Origin of the sequence: Bacillus sp. Xin1 (assembly GCF_013314535.1) — a bacterium.
In the GTDB taxonomy this organism is placed as follows: domain Bacteria; phylum Bacillota; class Bacilli; order Bacillales; family Bacillaceae_G; genus Bacillus_A.
On the sequence record NZ_JABUAE010000018.1, the window covers coordinates 22,817 to 36,860 of the forward strand.

General features: G+C 36.4%; 6 protein-coding genes, 2 pseudogenes and 1 riboswitch. Of the genes and pseudogenes, 5 read left to right on the forward strand and 3 right to left on the reverse strand.

Features of this window, described 5'->3' with window-relative positions; all coding sequences use genetic code 11:
- Positions 1-562: 562 nt before the first annotated feature.
- A pseudogene (locus HRG09_RS16330) lies at positions 563-1,537 on the forward strand (agmatine deiminase family protein).
- Positions 1,538-1,620: 83 nt separating this feature from the next.
- Positions 1,621-3,375 (forward strand): annotated as a pseudogene (locus HRG09_RS16335) (amidohydrolase).
- A gap of 205 nt (positions 3,376-3,580) precedes the next feature.
- On the opposite strand, the gene HRG09_RS16340 reads toward HRG09_RS16335, so the two are convergent.
- Positions 3,581-4,786, reverse strand: coding sequence for an ABC transporter permease (locus tag HRG09_RS16340; protein WP_174101945.1), 1,206 nt, complete (start codon positions 4,784-4,786; stop codon positions 3,581-3,583).
- Between the two features lie 68 nt (positions 4,787-4,854).
- On the reverse strand, positions 4,855-6,279 hold the full coding sequence (locus HRG09_RS16345) for an amino acid permease (protein WP_174101947.1): 1,425 nt from the start codon (positions 6,277-6,279) through the stop codon (positions 4,855-4,857).
- 150 nt (positions 6,280-6,429) lie between these two features.
- Positions 6,430-6,612, reverse strand: a riboswitch (Lysine riboswitch).
- A gap of 576 nt (positions 6,613-7,188) precedes the next feature.
- Here HRG09_RS16345 and HRG09_RS16350 point away from each other — a divergent pair.
- The gene (locus HRG09_RS16350) at positions 7,189-7,848 is read left to right on the forward strand and encodes an AAA family ATPase (protein ID WP_174101949.1); all 660 of its coding nucleotides are present in this window, start codon (positions 7,189-7,191) and stop codon (positions 7,846-7,848) included.
- A gap of 213 nt (positions 7,849-8,061) precedes the next feature.
- On the opposite strand, the gene HRG09_RS16355 is transcribed toward HRG09_RS16350, so the two are convergent.
- Positions 8,062-9,507, reverse strand: a complete 1,446-nt coding sequence (locus HRG09_RS16355) for an NADP-dependent glyceraldehyde-3-phosphate dehydrogenase (protein ID WP_174101951.1) — start codon at positions 9,505-9,507, stop codon at positions 8,062-8,064.
- Between the two features lie 695 nt (positions 9,508-10,202).
- Between HRG09_RS16355 and HRG09_RS16360 the strand changes: the two genes are divergently transcribed.
- Both HRG09_RS16360 and HRG09_RS16365 read left to right on the forward strand, forming a co-directional pair.
- A complete protein-coding gene (locus tag HRG09_RS16360) occupies positions 10,203-11,957 on the forward strand; it encodes an ABC transporter ATP-binding protein (RefSeq protein ID WP_174101953.1) in 1,755 nt (584 codons plus the stop codon).
- Complete coding sequence (locus tag HRG09_RS16365; RefSeq protein WP_174101955.1) at positions 11,954-13,954, forward strand: ABC transporter ATP-binding protein; 2,001 nt, start codon at positions 11,954-11,956, stop codon at positions 13,952-13,954. The genes HRG09_RS16360 and HRG09_RS16365 overlap by 4 nt, the downstream gene beginning before the upstream one ends.
- Positions 13,955-14,044: the final 90 nt, after the last annotated feature.

Here is a 14,044-nt window from a genome sequence, read left to right on the forward strand (position 1 = left end):
TTCTGATGTCAAAATGCGTATATATGGTAATGTATTTTGTGGAAAATAAAACCTTGGTTCCCTTACGTTAAGTAGGAGATCAAGGTTTTATTATATTCTTAAGTAGCGATTTTATAAAAGAACAGTCCTTTAAAGAGAAAGTGGAAGTTATTTTTAAGATGGTTTATTTTCAAACCGATTTATCATACTGTATTTAGGAAATAAATAAAAAAATTATTATAAAAATCTTGTCAAGAGAGAATTTTTCGCTTAACCACGGCTTTATATTTTTTATATAAATATATAATATTTCTCCGTGCTATAATCCACCTATGAAATGTGCACGTTTCTAAAATATATAACTATAAGAGAATTGAATTGGGGAGTAGTTGTATGTATCCCGCTATTTGCGGGTAGCAAGAACCCGTCTAAAAGAAAAGAAATTAGGTGGGGGCCGGGCTGCTCGGAAAAGTCCGATTGGTGAGGGATGAAGCATCCCCACTGATTAAAGTTTCACTTTATTTTGATAATAACTTGTGTCAATCAGTTACTCAATAACCGTAAAAATAGTGAGGTAAACAATATGAATCAAATGCACAATGGAATTATTTTTACTGCAATACCACATAAATCGAACCAATATTATCGACCATTTTATGAGGATCTTATTTATTTTAATGAGAACCTAAATGAAAATAAAGCATGTACCGATCAACTTATATCTTTAACTGTTGAAGAACAAGACTTTGATACAAACTTTTTTGAGTATGATGACATTTGGTTGAGAGACGTTGCACCAGTTGTAACAAATCACCTCGTTAAATTTAAATAGCAACCAGATTACTTACCTGAAAGTCAAAGTCGATATTTAAATCAACAATTCAATAAATGGCTGAAGAAAAATGACTTTGAATATATTACTTCCCCATTGATATTAGATGGCGGTAATCTCATTTGGAATAAAAAAGATACAATTATACTAACGGATCGTGTACTTGACGATAATTATGATTGGACAGAAAAAGAAATTATAGAGCAACTGGAATGGGATTTAGATGTCAGTCGTGTTATTATAATTCCTTCTGAACCAGGAGATGTACTTGCGCATGCAGACGGTATGATTAAATTTATTGATGAACATACCATGTTTATTAGTGACTTTCTAGGAGATTCCGAATTTAGGCATAGCATTCAAGAAATAATTCAAGAACAGATGCCAGAAGCTGAATTTGTAGTTGTTCCTTCTTCTTATACAGAGAAAGGACAATATGATCAAGAAATAGCATCAGCTAAAGGTTTATATATAAATATATTAGAAACAAGTGATTTCATCTATGTTTCTAGGTTTGGATTATCTAAAGATCAGGAAGTCTTACGATACATCCAAAAACATACTGATAAACATGCGATTCCAGTTCATGTAGGAGATATATCAACAATGGGAGGCGCAATGAATTGTTTAACATGGTATTGTCCCATTCATTTGTTACCTCAAAAATTCAAAAGAATGAAAAATCGGGAGAATGAATTTTCTATTTGGGATCTTTTTAAAATGTAACATCAATACGAGTTGAGCTTGAGACGATGTTAACGTCTATTCTATTTTCAAAAGCAGTTTATTTTAATATAAGGAGCAAAAGTATGAAAAAAATTCCGAAGAAAGCAATAATGGCCATTTGCCTGATTTTTAATATGATGTTGATTTCAGCATGCACTCCTGAAGTAGGGGGAGCCAAGCAAGACAGTACTGTCCTTCCTAGCCATTTGCCAGACAATGTGGTATTTAAAAATGGTGCAATCTATACTTCTAATCAAAAACAAGATATGGCAGAAGCTGTAGCCATTAAAGGTGGTAAAATTACATTCGTTGGTTCTAACAAGGATGTAGAAGAATTTATAGATACAGATACGAAAGTCATAGATTTACAATGGCGTTCCGTCCTTCCTGGTTTTGTGGACAATCATAATCATATATTTGAAGCGAAATCACCAGCGGCAGGGGATTGTAGTGTGTCACCAGATGCTTCATTACAAGACCAACGTTCCTATTTAAAGGCTTGCCAAAAAGATGTAAAAGAAGGGGAATGGATAAGCGGATCAGGATTTAGTTTGGAAAGTTTGTTAGAAGATATGGATGAAGAATCAGAAGAACAAACGCCATTACAACTCCTTGATGAGCTGTTTCCTAATAATCCTGTAGTAATTATGGAAAGAACCGCTCATTCTGTATGGGTTAACTCCAAAGCAATGGAGTTGGCTGGAATGAATAAAGAGACGAAAGATCCACAAGGGGGAAGAATTATTCGGGACCCAGAAACAGGAGAGCCTTTTGGTATTCTTTATGACTCAGCTGGTGATATTGTGATGGAAAAAGCATGGAGTTCACAACCAGATCTGTTTGAAAAAAATTACGAAGCTTTGTTGGATGGCTTAGATGAGGTTGCGAAGAATGGTATTACTACAGTTGGTGATGGACGTCTATATTGGAAACGAGGTTGGTTAGATGTCTGGAATAAAGTGTATGATGAGAAAAAGTTAACATCACGAGTAGTACTTCGTCCGTGGGTGTATCCAAATTTAAATGAAGCGGAACAAATTGAGTATTTCAAAAAAATTAAGCGTGATGATTCATCGTCTCGAATGCTTATTAATCAAGTGAAAATGTATAGTGATGGAATTAGCATCAACAGCACAGCTAAAACACTGGAAAAATATAAATTTGAGTGGTTTAAAGGAACTCCATATGGTTTGAACTATATTCCAGAACAAAAAATGAAATGGTGGTTGACCGAACTCGATAAAATTGGTTATGGTGCACTGATTCATACGATTGGAGACGGTGGGGCAAGAGAGAGCTTAAATGCGATTGAAGCAGCAAAGAATGATGGGGCAACTCATCCATATACTCTTACTCATGTGGAAATGGTAGAAGATAGTGATATTAACCGTTTTGCTGATTTAGGTGTTAGCGCTGATTTTCAGGTAGGCCATGATTTTGTAGAAGATCCTAAGCAAAGCTGAGCAAGTATGTATTTTTCAGACCAACAGATGAAACGAATTATGCCGTTAGGGCGAATTTGGAAAACAGGAGCAAATGTCTCGCTTAGTAGCGATTGGGATGTAAATGAACTGAATCCACTTTTCACTATTTCGAATTCACTAAGCATTGGTGAAAAAGGTTTACCTGATGTATACGCAGCTATTGATGCGTATACAATTAAGCCTGCAAAATCATTAGAACTTGATCATATAACTGGTTCTATTGAAGTAGGTAAATCCGCTGATATGATAGTACTTGATGAGGATATAACTGAAATGAGTAAGGATAAAATTCCAGATGCAAAAGTTTTAATGACTGTTTTGCAAGGAGAGGTAGTTTACCACAAGGAGAAATAGGTGAAAGGAATAGCTTATGAAATTGATGCAAGCGAAAGCAGCTGTATACTCTTATTGGGAAGCAATTAATCAATGAGCGGATAAAATTATCTATTGTTACTCATGCAAAGAAAGAGAGCACATTCAAATGCTCTCTTTTAATTTTTAAAATAAAAGAAGTATAAATCATGATTCTAAATGACTAACAAGCTGTTAAGGCCCTAATTTAAATTCTCGGCAAAGAAATTCGTTTTTTTGTTTTTGGGACGATAATAAATTTGATGAAAAATATGCTGACTATACTAGTTGAAAGTATCGGTAAAAACTGCTGCACTGAAGCAAATATAATCATGGAAAATACCGCTAGTTGAATGATTGCTAATGAAAATACAAGAGTGAGAAATTGATCTATTCGTGTGGCGTGTGAAATAGGATATAATGTCACGATATTATTTCCCAAAAAATATTTCCACAAGGCACGCAATTGCATAGAGGTCATATATAAGAGACAACAAGTAATAGCACCTTTTGCAAATACATTTGGTACGAAATATAAAATGAAAGAACCGATGATAGTTAATCGAATATATATACCAAAATAATCATTTGCACGTAAAAATGATAAAGCGTTCAAATATAAAAAAGTAGATTGTTTTTTATGTAATATAGGTTCTAGCCAACTCGTTAGCCACTTTCTTTGTTTTACTTGTTTTTTCAGCTGTGGGACATCGGTGAAAAAGTTTGCAAATTGGTAAAAGTGCATGTCCATTTTTTCTTCTTGTTCAATGATATATTCCCAGCTAATTCGTTTTGTCGGTTGCTTTACTGTATAAATAAGTATAAATGCTGGAAGTAAGAGAACAGCACCTAATAGAAGAACTGGTACGGATTGAAAAAGCATGTAAAGAATTAGTGAAGTGCAAGCGAATCGAATAATAAACCAGATGTGGCTGCTATCATGATCACGCCATATCCAATTGATATATAAGTTCCAACCTTTTAGTAACATTAAAATGAAAAAGATTGTACATAAGAATGGAACAGTTGTCTGTAATGTTTGTATTGCCAGTGGTGTAATGATTAGAAACGTAAATAGTAATGGAAATAACTGTATGACATAATTATAAAGAAGAGATTGTTTGAAATAAGATGTTAATTTCTCTTCAAGAGCCAGTAAATAGACAGCGTCAGGCTTTTGGGTAAACGTACGAATGTTACATCTTGTTATAACGATTGTAAGTGCAGTTATGATGAGTAATAATGAGATTCCTTTAGAAGGAGCTGTTTTTAAAAACTTGGCGTAATAATATGCACCGATACATGAGATAAAGATGAAGCTATATAATAAACCACTAATCATTCGAAAAAAATATGTAAGACTGTTTTGTATATGTTTTTGGAAACGATCACGCCATAGCGTTTCAATTGACATGTTTTTCACCTCTATCATCTATTATAAAGGTTTCTTTCTTGCACCAAAATAAAAACGAACAAATTGCTTTAAGCAACTTGCTCGTTTTTATTTTTTTCATTTCGTTTTTGATCACGATTCATTAATGGGTAAAAGGCGAAACCAATTACAAATAAGCCGATTCCAAGAAGAAATGTTTTTATATCTGAAGATCCTGTTTTAATTACCCATAGTGCATAACAAAGGGCAATGAATGCGATAATGCCGTCCATAATTCGTGAACCCATTTCATTTTTATATGTTTCACCAGTTGCAACGAGTTTTAATTGGAAGATTGGTGAAACGAGATAAGGGATTAAGTAAGCTAAAGTTGAGACAGTAATAACGAATGTATAGGCCTCAGCAATTGTTCCTGATAGTGTTGAGAAAAGGAAGACTTGCGACATAATATTTGTTAGTCTTAATGAATAAATTGGGCTTCCATTTTTGTTTGTTTTTGCAAAGAAGGAAGGGAAGAATCCTTCTTTTGCTGCTTGATACGGTACCTCTGAACTTAATAAAATCCAGCCTAGGATTGAGCCGAATAGGGAAGTAAGGGCAAGCAAGGCCATTAATTTCCCGCCGCCATGACCCATTGCAGCATTTAATGCATCAGCTAATGGACGTTCAGACGCTTGTAGTTTATCCATATGAAGAACACCCATTGTTAAAATGGTAATTCCTAAATAAATGGCAACAGTTATTAATAATCCAGCTACAGTTGCATGTTTTACCGTTTTTGGAGATTTCGCTCGGTTTGATAAAAGAACAGCTGATTCAATACCGATAAATGCCCAAAGTGTTGTAAGTGCAGCTAAATTCACTTGTGAAAGTAGACCATGTGATACGCCTTCTTTATCAACTATTGGTGTGTACCATTGTCCAAATTTAGAAGCTTGAAATGCAAACAAAGTAACAACGATAAATAGAAGGAATCCAGTCACCTTCGTTGTTGTTGCGAGGAAGTTTAATTTACCAGCTCCGTTTACACCGTTTGTTAAAATCATATGTGTTCCCCATAGTAAACAAGAACAGATGCAAAATGTAATTAGTTTTCCAACTTCCACATCGAAAGTGCCAATTGAAAATAAGATGCGTGTATCTTTCATAATTGGGAAGAAGAGTGATAAATAACCTGCAAAAGATGTAATAATCGCAACATTACTGGCCCAGTTTGCGACCCAGTAGCCCCAAACTATGCTGAAACCAGCCATTTTTTTCTTTTTTGGTGATGAGAATAACGCATATGCATGACTTTGTGGTCCTGTTGTTAAATCAGGACGACGAATTGCTAAATTACCAAAAACAAGAGCTAGCATTAAAACACCAAACCCTGTTGTTAACCAAGCTAAAGTAACACCGAGAGGGCTTGCTGTTTGTGCTAACGTACTTGGCACCATGAAAATACCAGCGCCAACCATGTTGCCGACAACGAATGCTGTCAGTACCCAAAAGCCCCATTTTTTTTGTTGCATAAAAAATACCTCCAAAGTTAGTATAACCAAGTCAAGCGAGGAGATATGTATGTCTTCCGAAATGGAAGAGAGGTAAGCTTCGTACAAAACAAAAAAAGCACGTGTCATTGTCGCTACGTACTTTCTATCCTATAAGAAACCCACGACATACCTCTCGATAGCTCTCCACAAACAAAATGCTTGTGACAGTTCTGTACTTATTAAGTAGCAGACCCAGCAAGAATGCATGGTGGACATTTCTTACTTCGGCAATCATTCCTTTCCCATTCGTTCATCGATGCCACTACATCTCCCGAAATGATACTCTTAATGACTGCAACCTCTACCTCACCGAGATACGAATGAGGATTTATGTATTAAATTCACATAATCAAGGGTAACAAATGAATTTTTATACGTCAATGGCTATGTTAATAATCAGATTATAGTGAAGAATTTGTCATTATATATAGATCCAAATTAAAAACTGACATAAACCCTTTCTTTTTAGACGGGAGAGAGCATCCGGCCGTGTATAGAAGCGGTCAGATCCTCTTCCTGCCCCATGCCAAGTTAAAACAGAGAAAGCAGGCGAGTGCAAGTCACCTTTTCTCTTTCATAGCAGTGGCTTATATGCTGAAAAATCAAAATGGATTTATCCCGCATTAACGGGCAGTAAGACCCCCACCTCAAGATTCAGAGAGAAACGAGGAAGATAGGTAGGGGATCAACTGCCCGTAAAAGCCCGATTGGTTCAACTAATAATCAGTGGAGGATGAAGAAAACCCCCACTGATTAAAGTTTCACTTTATATAAGAAGAGAGAGTTTTTTCGAAATAGGTTCTTTTGAAGAATCTTGTTGATAGTTGTGTTACATTGATAAAGCAGAATATTGAAATCGTGTTTTATAAAGAAGAATGGAGGTGCGGTATGACGTTAATTTGTTTGGAGGGTGCAAGTGGTGTTGGCAAAACGACAACGTGTAGAAGGATTGCAGAATTGTACAATGCTTATGTGATTCCAGAGGTGAATTTCTTATTTCAGCGTCCTAATCCTGAACCGGAAAATTGGTATCTCGAAAGGCAAGTTGAAAGGTGGCAAATCGCACAAGAAAAACTAAAATCGTATGATGTAGTTCTATTTGATGGAGATATTTTTCAGCCCATTTGGTATAACTGGATTTATCAGGGGGAATTTCCACAAACTTTACCGTTTTTGAAAGAGTTTTATGTAAATCGAATGAAACGAAAACATATAGGATTTCCGAATGTCTACATTCATCTTTCTACAAGTGAAACAGAATTAAGAAAAAGGAAAGAAAAGGATACTACTCGAAGACGAAGTAACTTTGAAAAACATCTAAGTCTTATAGAACCACAAAAGCAGTATTTTCAATATATGAATACTGTTTCTCCTTATGGAATCCATTTTGTAGATGCAGTTAGTATTGAAGAAAATGTAAAAAATATTTTTGAGATTTTGTCTAACTTGAACAATGAAAAACAACATCATTATGATGTACCTTTATTAGAGAATGTAATGGATTGGGTAATGAATAGTAGCCCTAAAACATATGAGATAAGTGAATAGGTGAATAAAAGAATATATATCCAACTTGATTTTCTAACATATATCCATTTTTATTTTCAGGCACTTAAGTCGCGGCTATGGAAATAAAAGGAAATCTCCACTCGCTTTCTCTTTTTGTTCTCACTTGGCATGGGGCCAAAAAGGAATTGATCGCTTCTATCTGTATTTATATAAAAAGAAGCTAATCTACAACCGTAGACTAGCTTCTAAAATTTACATTAAGTTTAATACAGTCACTTTCTCACGTGTCATAGACTCAAGGCTCTTACGAATACCTTGTGCTCCCATACCAGAACCTTTTACACCGATGAATGGGAAGTGGTCAGGGCCACGTTCTGTACGTCCGTTAATTTGAACAGAACCAGTGTCGATTTTGTTCGCAATTGCAAATGCTTTGTTAATGTCTTTTGTGAAGACACTTGCTTGTAAGCCGAAATCTGATTTGTTCGCAATTTCAATTGCTTGCTCATCAGAAGAAACGCGGATGATTGGAAGGATTGGGCCGAATGGCTCTTCCCAAGCAACTTTCATATCTTCTGTTACGTTATCAATGATTGTTGGATAGATTAAGTTGCGCTCGCGCTTGTTACCGATCACGATTGTTGCGCCTTTTTCTACCGCATCGTCAACTAATCCTTGAACGAAATCAGCAGATTTATCGTCGATTAATGGCACGATTGTGCTGTTTTGTTCTGGAGAACCAACAGTTAATTCAGCCACTTGATCTTTTAATAAGCTAACAAGCTCGTCTGCTACATTTTCATGTACAAGTACGCGCTTGATTGCAGTACAACGTTGACCAGAGTATGAGAACACACCGCTTACGATATGATTTGCTGCTTCTTGTAAATCAGCATCTTCACGAACGATACCAGGGTCTTTACCGCCAAGTTCTAATACAAGTGGAATCATAGCAGCTTTTTTCGCTAAGTGAGCGCCTGTGTTTGTACCGCCTGTGAACGATACCATATTTACGCCAGGATGTTCTACTAAGTAGTCACCGATAACTGAACCGCGTCCAGTTACTACGTTTACAAGTCCGTTTGGAAGACCTGCTTTATGAAGTGCCTCTACCATTTTAATACCGCTAATTGCGCCTTGTGTTGCTGGCTTAAAGATAACAGCGTTACCCATAATAAGAGCTGGTGCAAGTTTTGCAGCAGATAAGTTTACAGGGTAGTTAAATGGTGCAATCGCTAAAATGACACCACGTGGTGCACGTTGAACGATTGCAAGTTTCGATTTAGATCCGCCCGGGAAGCTATCTCCCATCATGCTTTCGCCATGCATATGTAATGCTTCGTCTACAGTGTAACGAATAAGATCTGCTGTACGAACAACTTCTTTTTTCGCATCTTTATAACCTTTACCGACTTCTTTCATTACGATATCGGCAATTTCATCTTGCATATTTACAAGCTCATCAGCCCATTTATATAAATATTTTGCGCGATCTTGAAGTGAAGCTTCAGCCCATTCTTTTTGAGCTTCTTTTGCTGATGCAATTGCTTCGTCAACTTCTTCGCGAGTAATCGCTTGTACTTGTCCAATTACTTCATGTAAGTATGGTGATGGAATATCAATTGTTTGCCCTGAAGAGCTTTCTCTCCATTCACCGTTTAAATAAAATTTGTACGTATTGCTAGTTATCGTTGTCATGATTCGTCCTCCTAAAATAGCAACTTGTAAGAGTGAGTATACGGTGATTGTAGGGGGGTGAGAATGTTTTTCAAACAAAATGTTTTTGAAAACGATTTCTTATGTGATTTTTATTTTGTATACCCTTTCTTAAAGGGGTTTACCTTATTTGTAAGGGGAATATAGGATAATCCATAATAATATCGATAGATAATTTTTCTTGAGTATTGAAAGGGGATTATATATCTTTCATTTTTTGTGATAAAAGTTTGTTTTGTAAAATAATAAAAAAAACAATTGACAGAAAAGTTCATAAAGTTATAAAATTAAAAATGGAAAATAAATGAAGGAGGTGTGCGTAATGATTGTAATTGTAAATATGACTGGCTTAGCTGGAATACATGTTGGAAAACGTTCATATCATTACGCAACCCGTACGGAAAGATAGTGCTTTTTTGTCTTTAAAAAAGCGTACGTTGCGTATTTCGTAACGTACGCTTTTATGCGTTTTTGCGCATATCGTCAAGCGGCGGTATGCGCTTTTTTGTCTCTATCTTTGGTTGTTTCCATACTTTGTATGGTTTCGATAAAAACAATATATGGAAGGTGAGAAGTGATGAGGAATGAGCATAATTGGTACGGTGTAAAAGTAGGAGCTTTTGATAGCGGATAAATCGGAAGTGGATTGAAACAAGATTGAGAAGGGAGAGATTTCATTGTTTTCAGTATTACAAAAGCTAACATGGTTTTTTAAAGAACATTGGAAGAGGTATAGTATCGCAATTGGAGCGCTTCTCATTGTAAATGTAGTAGAAATTATTCCTCCAAAAGTAATCGGCTTAACAATTGATCATATAAAAATAGGGTCTTTAACAAGCGAAGTCATTATGAAATATATTTGGATTTTAATAGTGACGACGATCATTGGATATATACTCACGTATGTATGGCAGCACCAATTATTTGGTGGTTCATTTGTCCTTGAAAAAACGATGCGTTCAAAATTTATGGGGCACTTGCTGAAGATGACACCGACCTTTTATCACAAAAATCGTACTGGTGATTTAATGGCAAGGGCGACAAATGATTTAAAGGCGATTTCTATGACTGCTGGTTTTGGGATTTTGACACTCGTCGATTCTAGCTTATATATGTTAACGATTGTTTTTATGATGGGATTTTCAATTAGTTGGGAACTTACAATTGCGGCACTGCTTCCTTTGCCGGTTATGGCATATGCGATGAATATATATGGGAAGAAGTTACATGAACGCTTTACAATTGCGCAAGATGCGTTTGGAGATATGAATGATAAAGTGCTTGAATCGATTGCAGGCGTGCGTGTGATTCGTGCATATGTACAGGAAAAAGCGGATGAAGAAAGGTTTCATAGATTAGGAACAGATGTATATGAAAAAAATATGAAAGTAGCAAGAATTGATGCGCTGTTCCAGCCGACTGTGAAGATGCTAGTTGGTCTTAGTTATTTGATTGGTCTTGTATATGGAGCATTTTTAGTATTCCAGTCGAAGGTGACACTCGGTGAACTTGTTTCCTTTAACGTTTACCTTGGAATGATGATTTGGCCGATGTTTGCGATTGGTGAATTAATCAATGTGATGCAGCGTGGAAATGCTTCGCTAGACCGCGTTCATGAAACGTTAGCGTATGAGCCTGACGTGAAGAATGTGAAAAAGCCGAAGCGTGTACACGAACCAGAGTATATCGACTTTGATAAAGTTTCCTTTTCATATCCAGCTTCACCAGATATGAATTTGAAAAATGTGTCTTTTTTATTAAAACAAGGAGAAACACTTGGCATTGTTGGGAAAACAGGGAGTGGTAAAACGACCCTTGTTCGTCAACTTCTTCGTCAGTATCCACTTGGAGAAGGAGACATTACAGTGTCAGACGTTACGCTTGGTTCAATTTCAACTGAGAACGTACGAGGCTGGATTGGGTATGTACCACAAGAGCATATTCTATTTTCAAAAACAGCACGCGAAAATATTTTATTTGGAAACAGAGAAGCAAGCGAAGAGGAACTTGAAAAGGCGATTGAAATTGCAGCATTCAAAAAAGATTTAGAGTTCCTTCCAGAAGGGTTAGAGACGCTTGTTGGAGAGAAAGGTGTTTCTTTATCTGGCGGACAAAAACAGCGGATTTCGATTGCGCGAGCGGTTATTCAAAATCCAGAAATTTTAATTTTAGATGATTCATTATCAGCTGTAGATGCCAGAACGGAAGCAGCGATTATTGAAAATATACGAAGAGAAAGAAGCGGAAAAACAACCATTATTACAACGCACCGTCTGTCAGCTGTGCAGCATGCGGATTGGATTCTCGTTATGGATAATGGTGAAATCATAGAAGAAGGAACGCATGATAGGCTCGTGCTGAATGGTGGCTGGTATGCGGAGCAGTTTGAAAGACAGCAGGGCGAAAAGGCCGAGGGTGAGGTGAAAATATGAATGTAGGAAAGAGGTTATTTCAGTATGCTATGAAAGTAAAAGGGACTATTTTTACGGCACTAGCAATGTTATTTATTTTCGTTATTGCAGAGCTGGCAGGCCCATTTGTAGCAAAGATAATGATTGATGATCATATTGTCGGAATTGAGAAGCCGTGGCATGAAACGGTGCAAGGTGAGGATGCCGTACTTTATAACGGAGCTTGGTATAAACGAAGCGACCGTTTTGAACAAGGGGAACAAAAAGGAAAAGAAGTTCGTATTATACAAGTCGGTTTCACTTATTATTTTGTACCTAATAAAGTCGCAATAGAGGGAACACGTTCTGTAAAGGGAGATATGATTACAATTCAAAGCGGGAAAGCAACGCAAGTGTATAAAGCGAAAATGTTAACAGGAAAAGAAGTATATTCGTTTTATGAACCGGAGATGAAACGATTACTCTTACTTGGCGGAGGGTATTTTGCATTATTATTAGTTGTATCTTTATTTGCATATGGTAAACAGTTCTTCTTACAGAAAGCATCTAATAAAATCATTCAAATTATGCGTGAAGATGTCTTTTCCCATATTCAAACTCTGCGGATTCGTTATTTCGATCATTTACCAGCAGGGAAAATTGTATCGCGTGTAACGAATGATACAGAGGCAATTCGGGAGTTATATGTAACAGTTTTAGCGACATTTGTTTCTAGTTTTATTTACATTATCGGAATTTTTATTGCGTTATTTTTACTGGATATAAAATTAGCACTTCTTTGTTTAATCATCATCCCAATTTTAATCGTTTGGGCTATTGTATATCGAAAATATGCGTCTGTGTATAATCATAAAATGCGCTCACGACTATCAGATATTAATGGAACAGTGAATGAATCCATTCAAGGAATGCCGATTATTCAGGCATTTCGTCAAGAACGTACAACGAAGAAAGAATTTGAAGAATTAAATGAAGATTACTTCAAGTACCAAAATAAAATTTTAAATTTAAATGCAGCGACATCCCATAACTTAGTAGGTGTCTTGCGTAATATTGCCTTTACGGGAGTTATTTGGTACTTTGGCGGCGCCTCTTTGAGTGCTACGGGAATTATTTCTTTAGGGGTGCTGTATGCATTTGTCGATTATTTAACAAGGCTCTTCTCACCCATTACCAATATGGTGAATCAGCTTGCGAATTTAGAGCAAGCGCGCGTTGCATCGGAACGTGTATTTGAACTGTTAGATGAAAAGGGAGAAGTAGTTGAGGAGGAACGTATCCCACGTCTGAATGGAAATGTTCGATTTGATGATGTTTCATTTTCTTATAACGGGAAAGATGAAGTGTTAAAAAACATTTCTTTTGAGGCGAAAAAAGGAGAAACAGTAGCTCTTGTTGGGCATACTGGTTCTGGGAAAAGTTCGATTATGAATGTGCTTTTCCAATTTTATGAGTTTCAAAAAGGAAAACTGACAATCGATGAACATGACGTGAAAGATATACCGAAGCAAGCGCTCCGAGAGCATATGGGAATTGTACTGCAAGATCCGTTTCTATTTAGTGGTACAGTCGCATCGAATGTAAGCTTAGAACATCCGAGGATTTCAAAGGCTAAAATTGTAAAAGCACTGCACGATGTGGGAGCAGAGCGATTTGCTAATAATATAGAAGAAGAAATTACGGAAAAAGGAAGCACGCTTTCCACAGGAGAGCGTCAACTTATCTCTTTTGCACGTGCGTTAGCATTTGATCCTGCCATTTTAGTGTTAGATGAAGCGACTTCAAGTATTGATACAGAGACAGAAGCGATGATTCAAAAAGCGTTAGAAGTTGTGAAGAAGGGGCGAACAACATTTATTATTGCACATCGCCTTTCTACTATTAAGAGCGCAGATCAAATTATTGTGCTTGACCGAGGAACGATTCTTGAAAAGGGATCTCACGACGAACTAATGGCGAAAAAGGGTCGCTATTATGACATGTACAAAACACAAATGGAGGGAAGTCAAAGTGCTTAACTTTCACGAAATGTTCAGAAAACTTTAAAGCAATGTTTACAAATAGGACCTCTTCTCCCTTTATCCATGTGATATTTTTGAATAAAGGGG